At 48.2% G+C, this 19,001-nt stretch carries 19 protein-coding genes and 1 pseudogene; 19 read left to right on the plus strand and 1 reads right to left on the minus strand.

Annotated elements, in window-relative coordinates:
• Positions 1 to 342 precede the first annotated feature (342 nt).
• From dqlB to PGR29_RS23090, 6 genes are all read left to right on the plus strand, one after another.
• Positions 343 to 438 (plus strand): DinQ-like type I toxin DqlB, encoded by a 96-nt coding sequence (gene dqlB, locus PGR29_RS23065; RefSeq protein ID WP_000609146.1) that lies wholly within the window; start codon positions 343 to 345, stop codon positions 436 to 438.
• Between the two features lie 196 nt (positions 439 to 634).
• A complete protein-coding gene (locus tag PGR29_RS23070; protein ID WP_316425400.1) occupies positions 635 to 1,036 on the plus strand; it encodes a TIGR03757 family integrating conjugative element protein in 402 nt (133 codons plus the stop codon).
• On the plus strand, positions 1,033 to 2,025 hold the full coding sequence (locus PGR29_RS23075) for a TIGR03756 family integrating conjugative element protein (protein WP_316425401.1): 993 nt from the start codon (positions 1,033 to 1,035) through the stop codon (positions 2,023 to 2,025). Before PGR29_RS23070 ends, PGR29_RS23075 begins: the two co-directional genes overlap by 4 nt.
• Before the next feature lie 11 nt (positions 2,026 to 2,036).
• Positions 2,037 to 3,470: an integrating conjugative element protein gene (locus PGR29_RS23080; RefSeq protein WP_016190724.1), complete on the plus strand. Its 1,434-nt coding sequence runs from the start codon at positions 2,037 to 2,039 to the stop codon at positions 3,468 to 3,470.
• 13 nt (positions 3,471 to 3,483) lie between these two features.
• Entirely contained in the window at positions 3,484 to 3,837 is a 354-nt protein-coding gene (locus PGR29_RS23085) for a hypothetical protein (RefSeq protein ID WP_316425404.1), read from the plus strand.
• Positions 3,838 to 3,843: 6 nt separating this feature from the next.
• Positions 3,844 to 5,385, plus strand: a complete 1,542-nt coding sequence (locus PGR29_RS23090; protein WP_097582736.1) for a conjugal transfer protein TraG N-terminal domain-containing protein — start codon at positions 3,844 to 3,846, stop codon at positions 5,383 to 5,385.
• A 34-nt stretch (positions 5,386 to 5,419) separates the two neighbouring features.
• Here PGR29_RS23090 and PGR29_RS23095 read toward each other — a convergent pair whose 3' ends face one another.
• The gene (locus PGR29_RS23095; RefSeq protein WP_316425405.1) at positions 5,420 to 5,599 is read right to left on the minus strand and encodes a hypothetical protein; all 180 of its coding nucleotides are present in this window, start codon (positions 5,597 to 5,599) and stop codon (positions 5,420 to 5,422) included.
• Positions 5,600 to 5,746: 147 nt separating this feature from the next.
• Between PGR29_RS23095 and PGR29_RS23100 the strand changes: the two genes are divergently transcribed.
• The 13 genes and pseudogenes from PGR29_RS23100 to PGR29_RS23160 all read left to right on the plus strand — a co-directional run bounded on the left by PGR29_RS23100 (position 5,747) and on the right by PGR29_RS23160 (position 18,968).
• Positions 5,747 to 6,304 carry a hypothetical protein gene (locus PGR29_RS23100; RefSeq protein WP_316425406.1) on the plus strand — a complete coding sequence of 186 codons (558 nt, stop codon included), beginning with the start codon at positions 5,747 to 5,749 and terminating at the stop codon, positions 6,302 to 6,304.
• A 342-nt stretch (positions 6,305 to 6,646) separates the two neighbouring features.
• Entirely contained in the window at positions 6,647 to 7,138 is a 492-nt protein-coding gene (locus tag PGR29_RS23105) for a YkgJ family cysteine cluster protein (protein ID WP_316425407.1), read from the plus strand.
• Between the two features lie 971 nt (positions 7,139 to 8,109).
• Entirely contained in the window at positions 8,110 to 9,012 is a 903-nt protein-coding gene (locus tag PGR29_RS23110) for an integrase domain-containing protein (RefSeq protein ID WP_316425408.1), read from the plus strand.
• Positions 9,009 to 9,596: a hypothetical protein gene (locus tag PGR29_RS23115; RefSeq protein ID WP_316425409.1), complete on the plus strand. Its 588-nt coding sequence runs from the start codon at positions 9,009 to 9,011 to the stop codon at positions 9,594 to 9,596. The genes PGR29_RS23110 and PGR29_RS23115 overlap by 4 nt, the downstream gene beginning before the upstream one ends.
• A gap of 359 nt (positions 9,597 to 9,955) precedes the next feature.
• Entirely contained in the window at positions 9,956 to 10,294 is a 339-nt protein-coding gene (locus tag PGR29_RS23120; RefSeq protein ID WP_071828609.1) for a hypothetical protein, read from the plus strand.
• A 138-nt stretch (positions 10,295 to 10,432) separates the two neighbouring features.
• Positions 10,433 to 11,431, plus strand: a complete 999-nt coding sequence (locus PGR29_RS23125) for a hypothetical protein (protein ID WP_316425410.1) — start codon at positions 10,433 to 10,435, stop codon at positions 11,429 to 11,431.
• Positions 11,432 to 11,538: 107 nt separating this feature from the next.
• Positions 11,539 to 12,156, plus strand: coding sequence for a hypothetical protein (locus PGR29_RS23130; RefSeq protein ID WP_316425411.1), 618 nt, complete (start codon positions 11,539 to 11,541; stop codon positions 12,154 to 12,156).
• A 72-nt stretch (positions 12,157 to 12,228) separates the two neighbouring features.
• Positions 12,229 to 13,284 carry an ArdC family protein gene (locus PGR29_RS23135; protein WP_316425412.1) on the plus strand — a complete coding sequence of 352 codons (1,056 nt, stop codon included), beginning with the start codon at positions 12,229 to 12,231 and terminating at the stop codon, positions 13,282 to 13,284.
• Positions 13,285 to 13,391: 107 nt separating this feature from the next.
• Positions 13,392 to 14,327: a DUF1281 domain-containing protein gene (locus tag PGR29_RS23140; protein ID WP_316425413.1), complete on the plus strand. Its 936-nt coding sequence runs from the start codon at positions 13,392 to 13,394 to the stop codon at positions 14,325 to 14,327.
• 117 nt (positions 14,328 to 14,444) lie between these two features.
• Positions 14,445 to 14,927: pseudogene (locus PGR29_RS23145) on the plus strand (N-6 DNA methylase); the annotation flags it as partial.
• Positions 14,914 to 16,431: a restriction endonuclease subunit S gene (locus PGR29_RS23150; RefSeq protein WP_316425414.1), complete on the plus strand. Its 1,518-nt coding sequence runs from the start codon at positions 14,914 to 14,916 to the stop codon at positions 16,429 to 16,431. The pseudogene PGR29_RS23145 and the gene PGR29_RS23150, both read left to right, overlap by 14 nt.
• A gap of 3 nt (positions 16,432 to 16,434) precedes the next feature.
• A complete protein-coding gene (locus PGR29_RS23155) occupies positions 16,435 to 18,156 on the plus strand; it encodes an AAA family ATPase (RefSeq protein WP_316425416.1) in 1,722 nt (573 codons plus the stop codon).
• Positions 18,153 to 18,968, plus strand: coding sequence for an HNH endonuclease (locus PGR29_RS23160; protein WP_316425417.1), 816 nt, complete (start codon positions 18,153 to 18,155; stop codon positions 18,966 to 18,968). Before PGR29_RS23155 ends, PGR29_RS23160 begins: the two co-directional genes overlap by 4 nt.
• Positions 18,969 to 19,001: the final 33 nt, after the last annotated feature.

The raw sequence follows: 19,001 nt of genomic DNA on the forward strand, positions 1-19,001 counted from the left end.
CCGGAGGGGAACGCTCTACATCTAACGCTGTAATATTATGGCCGCAGGCATCCTGTGTCAATTATCACTTGACTGCCTTGGTCAAGTGACTGAAAACGAGGTGAATAATAATCATTGAGTAGATATAATCAGCGGGTTAGCTCTGTTTTGCGCCACTCCAGCCCTTAAACCCAGCGTAACCGGGTGTGAACGATTTGAAGTCCTGGCCGAACAAACAGGTGGTGCTGTGTCCGGTGCTCTGGCAGGAGGGGAACGCTCTACATCTAACATGCAGAGAGCCGCTGTGACAGGCAATGGAAGGGTAAGCTGTGGTGTTCTCTCTCCATCTTCATGGAGAAACGGATGATTAACCTGTTAATCATCGTTCTGCGGGCGGTCGCGGCACTTGCAAATGCGCTGATTGCCGTCCTGGAATTGATCCGCCAGTTCATCGATTGATGATGGTGGAAACGTAGCTAAGGCCGGGGGGACCACTCTCCGGCCTTTAACATATCACGTCTTTTATTTGTCAGCCGCTGTATGGCGGCTGCGATTCCTGTCGTTAATTTCTGGCGTTGCATTTTTAGTTTTTCGCAGCTTTTCTCATTGCTGGCGAGCACGCTGTCAGGCGATTCAGTCTGACGGAGCCTCCCTAATGAAATTACGTGATTTTATCCTTCTGCCGGCATTGTTGCCGGTATCCGTTCTGGCCAGCACGGTAGTATATACCGACAGCCAGCACTTGCCTGAAAATCTTTCCCCGGATGTCGTGGTTGTGTTGCTGGATGAACCTGAACGCCTGCAGGTGAAAGTGTTTGGCCAGCTTCCGGCTGACCCGGAGCTGGCAGCAATGCAGGCCAGGCAGGTGATGTCCTCCCCTCAGTGGCAACAAAAGCAGCAGCAACTGGTCACGGCATATCGCCAGGTAGTGCATGCCCGGGAACTCGGTATTCGCAAGGTGCCCGCTGTCGTTTTTGACGACCGGGATGTGGTTTATGGCACAACTGATGTAGCGCGGGCTCAGGCACTACGGCTGCAGGCAGGAGGTGGTCAGTGAATCAGCCTCCTTCCCGACTCAGAAAAACGTTCTGCTCTGCCGCTGTCGCCACCGTTCTGGCCACAGCGTCAATACCTGCAGCGTTTGCTGCGCTGAATACGGCGCAGATAGTGGCCAGCGCAGTGACGCAGGACTGCATTAGCTGGCGGGTAAGCGGTATCTGTTACTGGCTGTTCTGTACTGCATTCGGCTGCACCGTAAAAACCTCTGTAAAGGTCACCCATTTTATCCCGGAAGCGGTGGTTTCGACCTACGTTGCGCCCGGTGGAAATCCCTGGACAGAGATGGCTTTTGTCAGCCAGACGGCGGGCGGGCTGGAAAATGTCGTTACTGGCGCTTTGTCAGGGGTGACAGCCGGTGGCGCCAACCCCGCAGATATGAAGAACCCGGGGCAGCGTAAATCTAATATTCGCTTCAAATACGCCGATGCCATTGGGCATCCGGCCACGTCTCTTATCGGGGGCAGTATCGCCGGGTATTCCTGCGACAGCGCCGCCGCTCCCCTGATGCCGTATTTCCTCAGCACGCTGGACTCGATTGCCTGGCGAACGGGTGTTCCGGAATCGCTTTATCCCGAGGCACTGATCCCCGGTCGACGGGAAATCGGTAGCCAGGCATCCGGCAACATGTGGGGCAACGTCTACCCGCGCTCCGGGTTTGTCAGCCAGACCGATGATGACAAAGCGTCGGCGGTGGTGGCGCAGCGTGTGGCGGACATTATCACCCGGACAGGCCAGCCGCACGTTTATCAGGTGCTAAAAGGGACCCGCCGCGACGGGTACTGGCCACCGGGAGAAGTCACGGAAAACACCGGCACTAAGAACCATAAGTGGCAGCGTCTGGCGCCTCAGATGACTCAAAGCTGCGCGGTATTTCCGGACGGGAGCCACAGCGCGGCTACTGATAATAACGAGGCCTTTGCGCTGTGGCAGCCCTACAGCTGCTGCAAGCGTATGGGGCAGAGATTCCTGAGCAGCACGGATTTTTGACGAGGTAAAACATGAACATCGATACATTTAAATCAGCAACCGGCGCAGTGCTACTGCTTGCCGGAACTGTGGGTACCCTATTGCCTGTCCGGGCTGAAATTTCGCTACCGCAGGTTAATGACAGCGCTTTTGGCTACGGCAAATCCGTTGACGGCGCGGTATCCGATAAATTGTTTTATACCTTGGGCGGTGGGTCGGTGATATCGCAGCCGGCGACGCGCAGCAATATGAAAAAAATGGGTCTGGATGTGGGGTGGAGCAGTGACCTGATGTGCGGCAACTTTGACCTCAAAACCACAATTGGCAACCAGTTAAACGGCGTAACCGATGGTTTTAAAAACCTGATGGGTGACGTTATTCAGGGGGCAACTGGCGCGGTGGCCAGCCTGCCAGCAATGCTTATTCAGCGGGCCAACCCGGGACTGTATGACATGCTGACCAACGGTGTACTGCAGGCGAATGTCTCGTTCGACAAAGCACAACTGAACTGCCAGAACATGGCGAAGAAAATGATGGATTTCAGTGATACCAGCAAGTGGAGCCAGGCAGCTATAGCTGAAGAATATAAATCGCTCGTCAATAGTGGGGAAACGGACGCAATACGTGCAGACCAAAAATATCAGGATGCAGATGGAACCGCTGGCAAAAAATGGATTGGTGGTCAGATAAGAGGAGGAAAAGGGCAGAAGGCGATCCGGCCGACCTATGATTTGGCATCTGCTGGTTACAACATGATGAACAGCCTCAACGTACTAAGTTCAGAAACCGTGAGTAGCACCAGTTGTAACGGTGGTGCCTGCAGTAAGTTCAGTAATGCTGAAGAAGCTGCACAAGCCGTGGTGAGAGTTCTTGGTGATCGCTCAATGCGCACCTGCAGCAATGCGTCGCAATGCACCAGTGGAGATACCGATGATCAGCCCGGTCTGTCCGTTGCTGGTACAGGATTTGCCCCGATGCTGGAAGAAGCCACAAAGAACAATACAGAGCAACTGGTGAAACTGGTTAATGGTGCCGTAAAACCCACGGCAAATGAACTGGCGAAGCTGAAAACGGGTGGTTTGCCGGTAACGGCCAATGTTATTAAGGCACTGCAACGTGACCCGGATAATACCGCACTGACAGTTCGTCTCGCCAGTGAGCTTGCCATGTCTGATACGGTCGAAACCGCTTTGTTGATGCGCCGGATGCTGACAACAGGTATGAGTGAGCCAAATGCTCAGGATCAACCTATTGCACTGGAAGATGGTGTTCGCCGGATTGATGCACTCGATCGCGAAATCATGGCATTGAAGAATGAAATGGACCTGAAGCGAGAACTGGCGCGGAACTCTGTACTGACCATCATCGAGCGGGACAACGAACGAGTCGGCACAAACCCAATGATTCAGCAGACGGACAATGCCGACAGCCGGTTCCAGAAACTTGATACTCCTGATGCAGAGTAAGGAAATTGTGATTATGAAAAACAGTCACCGCGACCTGCTGCGTAAAACAGGAAAAGGGTTAAAAGTTGGGACGCTTTATCTGCTGGTTCTGGCATTGATAATGGTCCTGGGATTCTGGCTGGCCGATACGAGAATGCGTCATCCGGAGAGCGTGGCATCCCTGAAGCGATGGATGCACGCAACGCGCTACGGCTGGCTGGCGTGGCGGCTGGTTATCTACTGCGCCGTCGGGTGGGGACTGTGGAAAATCTGGCATGCACCGGGCTTTCGGCAGGAATATCGTCGTCCACTGCTGCGCATCGCCGGCGCCAGCACATTATTCTTTCTGGTCTGCGAGTACTCCATTTTTTCCGGCGTGGGAGGCTGATTCACTATGACAACGAACAGCTATCTGGAGTATTTCCTGACCCTGCTGGGCTGGCTGGTCAATAATGGCCTCTGGGACGTCCTTGTCAGTACCGGACTGTTTGCGCTGCCAATGGCTTTTAAGGTCGTGGGTATCTGGCTGAAGGTTCGCGAAGAAGGGGAAGATGAAGGTAACAAGGGTATGCTGTCGCTACCCCGTATCGAGAATGCGCTTTATGGTGCGTTCTTCGTGATGATTGCCTGTTGCGTTCCGCTGATTCAGGTGAGCCTGACTACGTTGGAGTTTGATAAAACCCGGGCGAAAACGTGTGGAACCTGGACACCAAAAGCGCCTGATGAAAGTGGTTACAATAACATTATCTCCAGTATGGACGGCGAAAGCGCGGCTGCGCCGGTCTGGTGGGTGTTGGTCCATAAGTTATCCAAAGGTGTGACTCAGGCAGCGGTGGCCAGCATTCCCTGCCGGCCGGATCTGCGGCAACTGCGGTTTGAGGTGCAGCGGACGTTCATTGAGAACCGTGCGCTGGCTGATGAGTTGCAGGATTTTACCAACGATTGCTACTCGCTTGCGCTTTACCAGTGGAAACGGCGCGATCAGGGGCAGACAACAGATAAGGCGGCTTTGTCAGACCTCAGTTGGATAGGCAGCAGTACCTTTCTTAAAGGAGACTACACCACCCTGCAGTCGAAATTGCCGCGCGGGATGTTCTCCTGGAGTGATGCCCGTGACAGTGGTCGGCCGAATACCGGTAATGGTGGATATCCTTACTGTTCTGAGTGGTGGTCGGCAGCAGATACCGGCCTGAAGGCCAGGGTGATGAAGCAGGTTGATGACAGCTACTGGCTGCGGTTATCTGCGGCGATGAAGATGATTGGCAGCAGCCAGACTGATTATCAGGAGGAGGTAATACGCCGGCTCGTCAGCCCGGCGAACCTGACGGTATCGCATGGTGGTGAAGTATATAACGGCTATGGTGGTAATGCGGATATGACGGCAATGAATGCGATTTCCCGCATCACCGGAACGGCAGGCGCTTCGGTGGCCTCACTGGGCGCGTTCCCGGCTCTGGACGCGATGCGTCAGGCATTGCCGATGGTGCAGGCCGTTATGCTGATGGCCATTTATATTATGGTGCCATTAATCTTGGCCTTTGCGGCCTATGAGTTCAAGACGGTGATCACCCTGACGTTTGTCATTTTTGCCGTGAACTTCCTGACGTTCTGGTGGGAACTGGCCCGCTGGCTCGACAGCTGGTTGCTGACGGCGCTATACAGTTCTGATACCCACTCACGCTTTAATATGATGGGATTCCAGAATACATCGGATGATCTGATTATGAATCTGGTTATGGGGACGATGTTTATCGTGCTGCCAACCGTATGGATCGGTGCATTGTCCTGGGCGGGTGTAAATATTGGTGTAGCTATCAGTAATGCATCTAAAGAAGGGACTGGCAGTTCACATCAGGCAGCTCAGAATGGTGGAAATCTTGTGAAAGGAGGGATTAGCAGTTTCCAGGCGGGAATGAGTAAGGGAATGAACAAATAACTACTGAAACACAGCGCTGGTATGAGCAGCGCTGTTAGTTGTTATCGTTATGCCATTGCTCAAAATCTAAGTAAGGGCGTGTATCAAACAATGCCGGCGTTTCTTCCGCTTCATCATCGTTGAAACTTGTCAGTAAAGATCTGTCGTCAGCGTGATTGTCTGGTTGAGGGTCAGGTAGCACCGCATCCAGTAGCTTTTTCATGAAAATATTCATATCTCAGTTTTCTCCTGTTTGACTGAGGGCTGTTTTTTTGTTCGAATCATCCTTGTATCATAAGGATTGTTGAAGAAGTGCGCAACCTCAGCGTGGCTGGAGATAGCGACATTAATTGGATTGTAAATAATTTTTAAGGAGGAAAGCATGTTCAGGAAGAAAGTATTGGTTGTTTGTATTGTCTCTATGTTTATAACAGCATGTTCCATGGATGAGTTATCTTCGGTAAATAAGAAAATCAGTGATTTTGGATCGTCAATAGCAGGAAATCAGTCATCGCAGAATGAATCAGGCATGCCTAAGTTAGCACCTAAAGTTGAAGCCAGTCAGGATTCCACATCAAAAGATTTATCTATTCCAGTTGATGTCGATACTGCTGCTGCTCGTTTGCGCCGTTATTATAAATTTATGACGACAGATGAGTTAAATAGTATTAAAAATAGAGAAAGTACTTCGGCCCGTTTGGCTGCTGCTGCGATTGAGGAACAAAGGCCTGAATGGTCGGCATCGGCAGGAAGTTATTATAAAATGGGGCGAAACTGGGGGGACGGCAAAGATCATATTACTCTGGAGGTTGAAAAGAATGGTGTTGGAAGTCGTGTCTATATTCAGTTTTTTTCTTCAAACCCACAACATTTAACAGAAGCCTATTTAGGTAATTTGTATACGCAAGTGAAAGGTGTTGCAGAGGGCAAGGTTCGTTAATCTATGAGGAAAATAAGAAGAATAGCCTCCTTCTTATCTTTGTTTTCATGGTTACAACCAGAGACTGGCGATGTGAATAATAATGGAATAGCTGCTTATGTTGGTTTTTGGGAAAGGGGAAAGAAATGAAATCTTTTCATGATTGGTTTTATTCATCATGTTACAATTCATTTAAAGTTAAAAGCAAGAGACAAGTTATTTTAACTATGGAGAGTTGGCATAAATGTTCTGAGGGGGTGGCGGATAAAATTAAAAACGAAAAACGAAAAAGGGATAAGTTCTATATGCCATAAAGGATGCTCGCGTTGCTGTTCTTTACATGTTTCCTTAATTACGCCGGATGTGTTTTTTATAGCTGAGAATTTAACAAAGAATTTGAGTGAGTCAAAGTTGTTTTTCATTAAAAAAAGGCTAAAACTTCGAGCTGATAAGGTTGAGGAATATATTGATGATAGCTATAGAATGGAGTGTGTTTTTCTCGGAAAAAGTTCTGGGCAGTGTGTTATCTATAATTACCGTCCGGAAGCGTGCAGACGTTTCTTTACTAATGATGAAAAAGATTGCATTGAAAGTAATGGTTCACCACTTCAGGATGGTGCGGTGTTTTATTCAACTGGGATTCTTTCTTCTTATATGGCTCTTGCAGCACATAACAATGACCTATTTATAGATAGTCATGAGATGAGTAAGTCTTTATATATTGCTCTGGATAGTCCTTTGCTTTTTAAAAAATGGCTGAGAGGCGAGCCTAATGTTTTTCCAGGTGTTAAGTGGGAAGGGTATCATCAGGAAATTAAAAAAATGAATGCTGATATGAAGATCAAAATAAAGTAAAACATCTTGACATGAAAATATTGACCTAAGCCAGCCTCTATTGGTAGGCTTTAAGTGTTGTAAATGTCGTCAATGACGACCACCAATGCTCCTGTAGCCTGTGAGGAGCGCCTTCGGGTGGCTACTGTCGCGAAAGCGACCACCAATGTTCCGTGCAGTCTGTGAGGAACGCCTTCGGGTGACTGCAAAAGAATTCTCCCGTAGCCTGAAAGGGAGAGCATATTGAATGTGGTACATCTGCACACCTTTGGAAGCAGATATCGTTAATACAAGCGCACTATGACGCGGCGATGAGGGTTTCTTTCTCTTTGCTCAGCTGCACACCGGTTCGGGTGTTGCACAACGGGCTGGCCACTTCCAGTCAGACGAATATCGTCTGTGGAAGTCGCATCAACATTTCGTTTCTTCAGTGATACGTCCTGAGTTTCGTACGACTTTTGCATCGACCGGATAAGGCCATTTGGTACATTTGGCCGCTTACGGCGTTGCATTACGAGCACGAAACTGCGCGGCGTCACTTGTGTGCAAGCGAAGCGAACACCAAGTGACGCGCGCAGCGCATACCATTTAAACGCACGTACAACGTGGTTTTCATCGTTTTCGTACCATCTGGCACATACGTAGTCCGTGTCATTCACGGGAAAACGTCTTCACATCAACGTTTGTATGACGGAGTGTCCGTCTGAACGTCCCAACCTAATAAGGAGAAAATCGGCTTGATATCGATGGCGACACTACGGAAGTAGTGTTGGAGGCAGCTTGACGAATGTCAGCTCTGCATCAGCAGCAAACAGGTCAGAGACCTGAGGTGCCTCGCAAGAACTCAACATTTCGCCGCCCCGATGCACAGATATCAGTTGAGACGCAGGAAGCGCAAAAGTAACCGTGTCGTCGGGGTTGAAATAATGGGGTACAGATCCGTCCGTTTTGTGAAAAGCAGAAGGCTGTGTATGTCATATGGAGATATAGCGATGTCCAGATTCAGCAAACAACTTGAAAAACAGCTTGTCACACTTGCTCGTAAGGGACAGGGTAGTTTTAAAACCGTAGCAGATCGTTCCAGAATTGCAGAGCGGTTCTCTGAACGTCTTGCAAAGTTAAATATCCAAATTCGGGATGTAAAGCATATAAAGACGGTACATATTCAAAAATATATTCATAGCCGACAGAGTGAAAATATATCAAGTCGCACGCTTCAAAATGAAATGGCGGCTGTGCGTACAATCATGTCTGTCGCCGGCAGGAATAAACTGGCTGATCCGCAGCATGAAATGTTGAGTAACAAAGCGCTTGGTATTTCTGGGGCAAGCAGGGATGGCACTAAAAAACCAATATCTGATGAATTGCTTCGGAAGATCGTTAATTATTCTTCCAGTAAAGACGAAGGTGTGGCCCTCGCGGTTCAACTGGCTCGTTATATTGGACTTAGAACTGAAGAAACTGTTCAGTCAGCTAAATCATTAAAAACATGGCAGCAGTCGCTTTTAAGTGGAAATGAACGTGTTCGGGTTGTATTCGGAACAAAAGGGGGGCGTCCGAGAGAGACAACAGTTTTTGACAGGGAAAAAGTTCTGACGCTTTTAAATAAAGCTATTACGTATTGTGACGATAGTAACGGAAAACTTATCAATAAGCCAACCTTGCATACTGCAATAGAACGCTATCGTAATATTCTTCGTGATGCCGGAATGACAGGGGAGAATGCGCCGCATTCTTTGCGCTATGCCTATGCAAAAGATGCTGTGAATTTTCATGTCAATAATGGCATGAGTCGGAATGAAGCGGAGGCTTTAGTATCGATGGATTTAGGTCATGGAGATGGACGAGGACGTTATATAAAGCAAGTGTATTTTAAAGAGGGTTTGGATGAATGAATGTTTATAAGTTAGAGCATGAGTATTCCCGCTCGCATAAGTTTTATGGTGTGCGTACAATGTTGACATTTCACGAACTGAATATCCTGTGCGCATATCTGCAATTGTTACATTTTGAACTTCCCCGTATTGATGGCGTAGAAGATACCATCGCAGAGGATCATGGAGAGAAATTACTTAAAACCATCTTTAATGCTGAGTCTGTTTATGAAGAGGAAAAATATTCACAAACACTGGATTTTCATGATGACTGGAATAAATACTGTGGTGGCCGTTTGGGTGAATATATGCATGAGATTATTCAGGTTGCCAGACCAGATGCGTACAAAAAATTGCTGCAAAATATGATAGCTGAATGTCGGGATGCGATCAGTCGATATCGCGAAGGAAAATTCTGGCTTGAAAACCCTGACAAATGGATCAGCGATGTTGAAAGTAATATTCATCGGCTCCACCACCTTGTTGAAGGGGACGCAGTAAAGCCTGAGTGGGGCTGGCAGACGATGGGTGGTGCTTCGTATACAGGACGTGTTTATGTGCGTAATGATAATCAACCCGACGTACCGTCTCCGTATGATGACTGAAGACGTTTGTCACCGTCGCTCACAATAGGCGACGGTGACTTGAAATCACCTTGCGGGTGTGCTTATTATTTAAACGCTAACCTGTCGCTTAAGCGACCACCAATGTTTCAGCAGTCTGTGAGAAACGCCTTCGGGTGACTGCAAAGAAATCTCCCCCAGCCTGAAAGGGAGAGCATATCGAATGTGGTACATCTGCGCACCTTTGGAAGCAGATATCGTCAATACAAGCGCACTATGACGCGACGATGAAGGTTTCTTAAACTAACCAGACAGTCAGAACAATGTCGTTTCTGACTCCCCGACGGGAAATATCTTCCCGATCGGACAGGTGTTTCCCGTTTTTTTACAGGAGAAACACGATGTCCGAATCATCCGGTTTAGCACTTCCCCTCATTGTTCACTGGCCTTATCGCTTAAAAACGGTCATTCAGCGAATAATCCGGGGCAGACGGTTACCCCATGACAGTAAGTGGTTTACCAATGTGTCCGGTAATTTTGCCGTTCGCGCTCATGTCGCGTCGACAGAGAAGGGGCTGCGGGTATGGCTCACGCTACGCAGAGGCTGGCACAGCGGTGAATATGTTTATTCTCGTTTAGCTGTCCCGGTTCCTGAAAATGCCAGATGGCGTAAAGCTTACCGGCTTGCATGCCGGCAGGCCGAGCATCTTGCTCACTTTCGTTATCGCTTCCAGCCATAACAGCCATCCATTACCTTATATATCTGAGCAGTTGATGTCAGCTTAACAGTTGTAGTCTGTGACCCACCCTGACGGGGATTTATTTCCCGTCCGGGGGATAAATCCCCTTTTTTGTTAACTATTAAAGAGGATTTATCCATGACTGAACGTTTCTTACCAGCAGGCCGCCCTGTTGTTTATACCATCGAGCAGCGGAGTACCGTTCCGGTCGAGACCTGGAACAAATTTACCTCAGCGATTATCGATATATACCACTGCCTGCCATGCTGCATGCGGCCGGTGAATCCGCGCCGGAACAATGAGCAAACCGGTGCTTTCTCACTTTTCCATCCCGACAGTAGTCCAAAAGCTGACGAGCTGGTCTTCAGCGGTAAAACGGGCGAAGGTTACAGGCATCGTATCATTACCATATCGCGTGAGCGTACCCGGGATGTCCTGAGCGTGGATGAGATTGAAACAGAGCATCAGATGTCGGCAGATTTGTTTACCCGCATGGTGATGCTGGCCCTTCATAATATCTGTGCTGCACATTTTATTGTTCATTCCACGGCGGGAGCCTGTTCATGGGCGCTGCCGCTGGCCATCCTGAACCGGGCCCGTGACGACCAGTTCTCAGCCTGGGAACTCCCTGATCCGGTGCAGTATGCCACATCGTTTTCGCAGGAAAATGCCCGGCTGACTGAACAGGCTATTGCCGGCAGTCTGACCCTGAGCCCGGGAATAAATCTGTCCCGCGAGCAGTGGGAGGATATTGCCGCTCTGGAGTTTAGATTGTATGAACCCCAGGCGTGTCTTTCAGCCGATCCGGAAGCCCCTTCGCTGGAACTCATTTTAGGCTCCAGTACCGCTGATCTGGTGACGTTGAGTGGTTTAGACGCTCTGCTTTACTGGGTCAGCGTCAATATGCCGGACTATGCGGAAGGCGTTCCGGATCAGGAACCGATATTTCTGTCCCGCAATCATCTCGCATTACTGCGCGATGATATCCGCAACGGCTGGTTCTCGTCGTACAACAACGATCCGACCTACGGAGAGATGTTCTGTACCGAGTTGCAACTGATTGCCGTGTGGGCGGAATACTGCATCCGTACGCTGGATATGGAGCGGGAAAGTGTTTTCCTGTTTGCGATCTGGTAAGTGCTGATTCGTCTTAACTCTTCAGCGGTGCTGTAACGCCGCCTGAATAACACCAACCCGGCAGGGAGACCTCCTGCCGGAGGCCCCTGTCTTTCAGGAGTGCGAATATGCTGCGTTTTCACGGAAAAGACCTGAAAGCTGTTTTGACCGAGTCCTTAACTAACGACAGGCCTGTGGTACTCACCTGTGACGTAACCGTGTCTTTGTCCGTTCAGGATGGCGAACGTTTCCGTTCGGCCCCAGGACGTGAAGACCAGTTACGGCACCAGACATTTGCAGATGGCTGTCATCCCGACAGGGATCAGGGATGGGCTACGCTGGCCCCTGTGCTGGTCGACAATGCTGTTTTCACTAAACCTCTCGTTCTGACAGAAGGACGTATCTGGGACATGCTGACGAAGAACCATCAACTGACGTTGATGCTGTCAGAGAACGAAATCGTGGTCTACAGCGGTGAACGGCATTATGTGCCGGTGGCCGGTTACCGTGATCTGACGGACAGACTGCATGTGACAGCCGTCGGGCATTTCGGTGCCTGCAGCAGTCGCAGTGAGCTGAAATACTGGCGTATGACTGCATTACGGTTGCTTCAGGATGTTCATCCCGTCGCGTGCCGTCATGCCAGGCCAGCAGATCATAACCGGTTTCTGATAGCCGCTCATAATCTGCAACGCCGAACAGAATGTGTTTCACCTGACGGGGCGCTACTGCTTCTGAACGCCTGATTTAACGACAACCCGCCTGCGGCGTGCCTCACGCCCGCAGGGGAGGGGCACGCCTGTTTTAAGGAGTGCTCCATGAAAACCGATAACCGCAAAACCACTGCCACGGTTTGTAAAAAGCCGGCGGCACGCAAAACCTCCTCCTCCGGCAAACGACGCCAGGCAGGAACGGCCGCGACGCTTACTGGCAGCGGCGATATTTATCGTCTGGTCACTGACCGGATAATTGTCGCGCTGGAAAACGGTATACCCCCCTGGCGACGGCCGTGGCGAAATGCGCAGCAGGGGATAAACACCCTGATGCCGGTCAATGCGCTTACCGGCCGGGGCTACAGCGGCGTGAATGTTCTGCTGCTGTGGCTGGCGGCTGAAGAGCGTGGTTTTACCAGCGACCGCTGGCTGACATACAACCAAGCGCAGGAGGCCGGCGGTCAGGTCCGCAAGGGCGAAACCGCCACGCTTGCGGTGATATACCGCGACTGGACAAAGCAGGCTGAAGACAGCAACGGCAATAAGCTGTTTGATGCTGACGGCAAGCCGCAGATGGAAACGGTGCCGATGTTGCGCCAGTTTCCGCTGTTCAATGCCGAACAGTGCGATGCTCTTCCCGACCAGATGCGTGGCACTGCCACCGTCACCCGGCCGCAGGAGGATTTCGCTGGTGTCAGTCCGGCACAACTGCAGCAGGTCCTGTCGGTGGTGAATGCCACCGGCGTGCAGTTTTCACCTCGGCCGCAGAACCGGGCGTATTACCGTGCCGCCACAGACCAGATAGTGCTGCCCCTGACATCGCAGTTTGATGCTGAGGGTGACTACTGGTCAACGGTGCTTCACGAGCTGGTGCACGCCAGTGGCCATGCGAAGCGACTGAACCGGGAAGGGATAACGCAGGCGTCAAAGAAATTCGGCGACCCGGTGTATGCCTTCGAGGAGCTGATAGCCGAAATTGGCAGTGCCTTTCTGTGCGCACATCTCGGGATAACCGGTGACTTGCAGCATGAAAGTTATGTTGACGGCTGGCTGTCAAAACTGAAGTCCGACAAAAAGGCGCTGTTCAGCGCCTGCCGGCAGGCCCGGGAAGCGTCGGAATATTTGCTCGCGCCACTCAGCCATCAGGCTGAAACGGCGTAATTAATCTACCGGGTGACGGCAGTAATACCACCGTCACTCTCCCGTGAGGGCATTGTTCCTCACGGGACGATGCCCTCTTTTTTTACTGAAAAAAGGAGTATCAACTTATGTCTGAATGGTGCCAGAACCGTTTTGAAATTACCGGTAAATCTGTCTGTATCGATGTGCTGTTGCAGTGGATAAACGGCGCAGACACGCCTCGTTATCGCCACGCAATACTGCAGAGTATACAGCTGTTCCTGGCCGGGTGCGCGGGAATACTGAAACCGGTGAAAACTGTCTCGTATATCCCCTTTCAGGGGCTGGTTCGACACGGTGTCGGGCAGGCGACGGCTGCTAACCTCGCGTTTGAGCAGTGGCTGGAACTGCTGCAGAAAGACGTGGCGCTGGATACGGAGACCATACGCCAGATTGACCGGCTGTATCACCAGTCCTGCCTGGGGGCGCTGAAGTGGGAAAATATCCCTCAGGCGTCACGGGACATCATGGCTATGCTGATGAAAAGGCAGTATGCGGACTGGTTCGGTCTGGCCGGCCTGAACGACGAGCCTGATGCTGCGGTTTGCTGGGAACGTCTGCGGGAATACCCGGAACGGTCGCAGCCCTGCGATATGCTGATGGTTATTCCGACGCGGCTGGCCACAGAGCTTAACGGCTCCGGTGGGCTGCTGACGGGAGTATCCACAACGTTAAGCTTCTACAGCCGCATTTACGGGATGGAGTGGCCAGCCGGGCATAATGTAAACCTGCACCGCCATGCCGCTAACGGGTTAACGCTGCGGCTGGATTCTCCATGGTATCCGCCGTCAGGTGAGGTGGTGGCCGGTATTTCCGCTCTCTTTGAGTGTGAAGTGCGACATACGTACAGCGAACCGGTCAGCGGCCTCAGTGGTTATGACTGTTATGACCTCGGGGCGCATGTGGATGGCCATCAGGGGTTGCCGGTGGGCACGCTACAGCCCGTACCGGCTCTGTATCTGGTCAGTAGTGAACAGCCGCATCCTGAACCGGAGAAGGCTGTTTACAGCGAAGTCCGTGGATAACCGGTTTCTGACCATTTAACCGCGCTGCAGCCTTCACCGGCTGCGGCTTTTTTACCCTCAGGGGAACACTGTTCTCCTGCCCGGGATACGTGTTCCTCTTTTTTATGGAGAATGCGTATGGCCGGTTTTATTGACCATGAAAAAGCGTTTATCTCACTTTTTAATCAGACCGCACGATATCATCACCGCCATAAGGTATTCGAAGATTTTGTCAGCTGCAGCGTTATTGCGCTGGAGAACCGTCTCTGTTTCAGTGAAAAGCGGGAAGCTAAATATCTTCGAATAATCGGTGGTTATGAAAAGCCGGATGTTGTCCGTATGGCGCAACTGCTGGCTCATGTGGTTAACGGGCTGCAGAATGGGTTCTGTGATTTTCTGGGTAACGTGTTTATGCAGCTGGAACTGGGCGACAAGTATCGCGGCCAGTTCTTCACCCCCTGGGATGTGGCCAGAATGATGGCGCAGCTGCAGCTGGGGGATGTGAAGGCTATGTTTGATGAAAAGCCTTTCATCACTCTCAGCGAGCCCGCCTGCGGTGCGGGCTGTATGGTACTGGCTTTTGCTGATGTTCTTAATCAGGCTGGCTATGCGTCACATCGCTATCGTTTATATTGATATTGGTTCGATTGATAATCAAATACAAGTAATCAGTACACCTAAGCATATTTTAGGACGAGATGCCCCCTCAAGAGCAAGGCGTATCGTTGCTGCTGGTGACGTACTTTTTTCAACTGTCCGGACATATTTGAAGAATATAGCTGTTGTGCCGGATGAACTTCACGGACAATATACTTCGACAGGAATTGCGGTCCTCCGCCCAAATAAAGCCGTTGAAAGTCGTTACTTGTTTAATTATGTGCGGTCAAATAACTTTATTACCGAAATATCCAAAGCCCAAGATGGAACGCTTTATCCAGCAGTAAAAGAAAAAGATGTCAGTGATGCTACTATACCATTAGCACCTTTACTTGAACAAAAAAGAATTGTTAGAAAACTTGATAAACTAAATTATCGAACCTTATATGCTCGTGAGCAGCTAAACCATATTCCACGATTTATAACTCTCTATAAACAACATTTACTATCTTCTGCATTTGGGGGAGGCTTAACTATCGCTTGGCGTGAGCAGGTTGGTAATGAATCGAAATGGAAAAATACTACTCTAGGTAAACTGGTTACTAACATCGTTGCTGGAAAGAATCTTCGATGTGAAGAACGCCCTCCTCGTGAGGATGAAAAAGGAGTAGTTAAAGTTAGTGCAGTAACATGGGGGAGTTTTGATCCTCAAGAAACAAAAACACTTCCTTCCAGCTTTATACCTCCTGAAAAAACGCGTATTGCAGAAGGCGACTTACTTATTTCACGAGCAAACACTCAAGAGCTGGTTGGTGCGGTAGTTATAGTCAAAAATTCACCTTCAAACCTTTATCTTAGCGATAAGGTTTTAAGACTTGAAGTAAAAGATGAATATAAATCTTGGATTTTATGGTTCTTACGTTCCCCACAAGGTCGTGCTGCTATCGAAGCTATAGCATCTGGCAATCAGCAGTCTATGCGGAATATTAGTCAACGTAACCTCCTCGAAATTTCAATGCCTTGGCCAAGAAAAGATGAGCGAGAGGAAATAATCCGGCGCATTGAAGCCAATTTGACTTGGCTAGATCGGATAACGAATGAATTTACTGCTGTAGTAAACATGTTACCAAAACTTGATGAAGCTATCATAACAAAAGCATTTTGTGGAAAGCTCGTGTCACAAAATCCATCTGATGAACCTGCAAGTCTGCTGTTAAAGAGAGTTAAGTCTAACCTGAGTAAAAAACCAAAGAGAAATCAAAGTTACAAACAGAAAGAAAAAAATAAAGAGGAATCTATGGTTTCTGAAAAAAAATTGGAAGATGTATTGGTGGCTGCTAAAGATTGGCTTTCAGCGAAAAGCGCTTTTCAACGGTGTGGCATAGATAATGGTTCCACGACAGAAGAAATTGAGAAAATCTATGCAGAATTGCGCGACCTAGATAAATCTGGAAAACTTGAAGTGCAGACAGTTAAAGATGAGCAAGGCCGTAAAGTTTATGACCGTATTAAATTAAAGGCGGTGTGAGATATGCGTCTCGATAAAATTATAATAGGAAGTCCTAAGGATAGCCCTACCCATCAGTTTAAAAATTTAAAAAACGTTTCAATAGATTTTGACCAAGAACATTGGATCACCGTGGTTATTGGTTGGAATGGAACAGGAAAATCTAATGTCCTTGAGGCCCTTGCAACGATCTTTCGCGATCTGATTCAGGGCATAAGAAAACCAGCATTTGCTTTCGATCTAGAATATCGTATTTTAGTAGGTTCTGAGCTATTTCATATTAATATTGATGCAGATCCAGACCGGCTCCGTGATTCCATCATCGTTCATATAGCAACTGATGTCGAGGCAAGAGGTAATGAACCTCTATCATATTCAAATGATGAAGAGATAATAACATCAGCCTTAAGAGGGAAAAGGATTTCACTAAAGAAATTTTTAGATGTCAATTCTGGATTACTTCCCCGTTATGTATTTTCCTATTATTCAGGTGAAAGCGATAGACTATATCAAGTATTTAGGCCTTACTTAGAAGAATTTGATAAAAAATTAAGGCGAGGAGAAGATCCTGGTCTTAAACGATTATTTTATGCTATGCCTGTGCATAGCCAGTTTGTATTATTGGCATTTTTAATACAACAATCAGAAGATGTTAGAGATTTCTTGGCTAACCATTTAGCCATAGATCCAGATGAGGGTATTGAGTCAGTTTTATTTATCTTACGTGAGCCACCATGGAAATCAAAAGAAGGTGACCCTCGTTTTTGGAATGCTAAAGGCGTTGTCGCATCTTTTTTAGACCGTCTATACGATATTGCAGTTGCACCGATTGAAATAAATCGACGTGTTCCTGTTTCATTTTGGAATGAAAAAGCACTTAACTTCAAATATTTATATATCAAGGATATAAGTTCGCTTCGTAAGCTCGTTGGTTTGCAGCGCCCAGCCGAGTTTTTTCGGGACATGGAAAGTACACACGTTTCACAATTGATTGATGAGGTCAGAATTCGAGTTCGTTTGAAAAAAAACGATGGAACGGTCACATTTCGAGAGTTAAGTGAAGGTGAACAACAATTACTTACTGTATTAGGATTACTTCGTTTTACTGCAGAAAACGAGAGCCTTTTTTTGCTTGACGAACCTGATACACATCTAAATCCACGGTGGGCAGTCGATTACCTAAGTTATTTGCGTACTTTTGCCGGACAAGGTGATAGTGAACGGGCAAATAGCCATATTTTGATGACCACACATAACCCTCTAGCAATTGCTGAACTGGTTAAAGAACAGGTGCAAATCTTACAATTATCGAAGAGTTCAGATTCACCTGGGATTATCGCATTACACCCTGAACTTGATCCTCGTGGATTAGGATACGCCGCCATAGTTACTAGCGATATGTTTGGTATAGCATCGACACTCGATAATCCAACCCACCTACTTCTTGAGCGACAGAGAGCTTATGCAGGGAAAGAGCATCTCACCCCAGAAGAACTGGAGGTTTTGTCAGATATTAATACAAAACTTGAACGCTTAGGGTTTCGATTTTTCCATCCAGATGAAGAATTTTCACGCTATCTCCGTCTCAGAAATATTGTATTAAGTGCTAAGTTCGAAACCAATGAGCCTGAGGAGCTTGCCCTCCGTTCAGTAGTTATGGCTCCAGAAGAACGCGAGGCATTAGGACAGCAACTTATCCGGGAATTACTTTCTGAGCAAAACGATGTACCGGGGAATAAAAAATGAGATATATAGACTCAACCCTTCTTCAATTGCCTGATGGCTGGTTAGCTCGTGCAACAAATGCAAAAGAAGCTGTATCTCAAGGGGAAGACCCTAACAATTATTCAGATATTTGGCGGTGTTTGAAAAATGGGCTCGCTAACCTTTCCAATGATAAATGCTGGTATTGTGAACTTCCTATCCCTCGTTCAGATAATGCTGTTGACCATTTTCGGCCTAAAGGTAGGGTTAGCGATGCAACGAACCCTCATGATGGGTACCGATGGCTAGCATTTGAACCTTCAAATTTCCGTTATGCTTGTACATTTTGTAATTCCCGTCGTAAGGACGTAGATGGTGGAACTGTTGGTGGAAAAGCAGATCGATTCCCTCTCCAAAATGAAGCTCAACGAGTTTACCAAGCAGGTTCGGTAATAAATGAGATGCCTACTTTACTTGATCCTTGTGATATTGGGGATTGGCAACTTTTAGGATGTCAAAAAGAGAATGGAAAGCCTTGTGCAGCAAGCACTGATGCGGAACAACAAGCACGTGCAAACATTTCAATCGATATTTATCATTTACACCATGAGCCAACGTGTAAACTCCGACATTTAGAAGCAGTAAAACTATTAAGTGATATTGAAGAAGCAAAAGAATTATTTATAGCTACACAAACTGATGCCACACAAAAAGTAGCATTTAAACGCGTTGCAGCAAGAATATTAAAAGCAATTCATGCTAATAGTTCTTTTAGTGGTGATATGCGATATCTGTTGAGAGGAGAGAGAGAAACAAATCACTATTCATGGATACAAAGTTTACTCGAAACATGAGTAGACTTTAATCGTGTTAGATTTCTTTAAAAA

The organism is Klebsiella sp. 141203 (genome assembly GCF_032601985.1).
GTDB lineage: Bacteria > Pseudomonadota > Gammaproteobacteria > Enterobacterales > Enterobacteriaceae > Klebsiella > Klebsiella aerogenes.

Excerpts from the sequence above, each read along its gene's own strand:
- PGR29_RS23155 (WP_316425416.1), top strand. The coding sequence starts at position 16,435 with ATGCGTCTCGATAAAATTATAATAGGAAGTCCTAAGGATAGCCCTACC.
- PGR29_RS23140 (WP_316425413.1), top strand. The coding sequence starts at position 13,392 with ATGTCTGAATGGTGCCAGAACCGTTTTGAAATTACCGGTAAATCTGTC.
- PGR29_RS23150 (WP_316425414.1), top strand. The coding sequence starts at position 14,914 with ATGCGTCACATCGCTATCGTTTATATTGATATTGGTTCGATTGATAAT.
- PGR29_RS23115 (WP_316425409.1), top strand. The coding sequence starts at position 9,009 with ATGAATGTTTATAAGTTAGAGCATGAGTATTCCCGCTCGCATAAGTTT.
- PGR29_RS23090 (WP_097582736.1), top strand. The coding sequence starts at position 3,844 with ATGACAACGAACAGCTATCTGGAGTATTTCCTGACCCTGCTGGGCTGG.
- dqlB (WP_000609146.1), top strand. The coding sequence starts at position 343 with ATGATTAACCTGTTAATCATCGTTCTGCGGGCGGTCGCGGCACTTGCA.
- PGR29_RS23085 (WP_316425404.1), top strand. The coding sequence starts at position 3,484 with ATGAAAAACAGTCACCGCGACCTGCTGCGTAAAACAGGAAAAGGGTTA.
- PGR29_RS23125 (WP_316425410.1), top strand. The coding sequence starts at position 10,433 with ATGACTGAACGTTTCTTACCAGCAGGCCGCCCTGTTGTTTATACCATC.
- PGR29_RS23080 (WP_016190724.1), top strand. The coding sequence starts at position 2,037 with ATGAACATCGATACATTTAAATCAGCAACCGGCGCAGTGCTACTGCTT.
- PGR29_RS23100 (WP_316425406.1), top strand. The coding sequence starts at position 5,747 with ATGTTCAGGAAGAAAGTATTGGTTGTTTGTATTGTCTCTATGTTTATA.
- PGR29_RS23160 (WP_316425417.1), top strand. The coding sequence starts at position 18,153 with ATGAGATATATAGACTCAACCCTTCTTCAATTGCCTGATGGCTGGTTA.
- PGR29_RS23135 (WP_316425412.1), top strand. The coding sequence starts at position 12,229 with ATGAAAACCGATAACCGCAAAACCACTGCCACGGTTTGTAAAAAGCCG.
- PGR29_RS23095 (WP_316425405.1), bottom strand. The coding sequence starts at position 5,599 with ATGAATATTTTCATGAAAAAGCTACTGGATGCGGTGCTACCTGACCCT.
- PGR29_RS23120 (WP_071828609.1), top strand. The coding sequence starts at position 9,956 with ATGTCCGAATCATCCGGTTTAGCACTTCCCCTCATTGTTCACTGGCCT.
- PGR29_RS23110 (WP_316425408.1), top strand. The coding sequence starts at position 8,110 with ATGTCCAGATTCAGCAAACAACTTGAAAAACAGCTTGTCACACTTGCT.
- PGR29_RS23130 (WP_316425411.1), top strand. The coding sequence starts at position 11,539 with ATGCTGCGTTTTCACGGAAAAGACCTGAAAGCTGTTTTGACCGAGTCC.
- PGR29_RS23070 (WP_316425400.1), top strand. The coding sequence starts at position 635 with ATGAAATTACGTGATTTTATCCTTCTGCCGGCATTGTTGCCGGTATCC.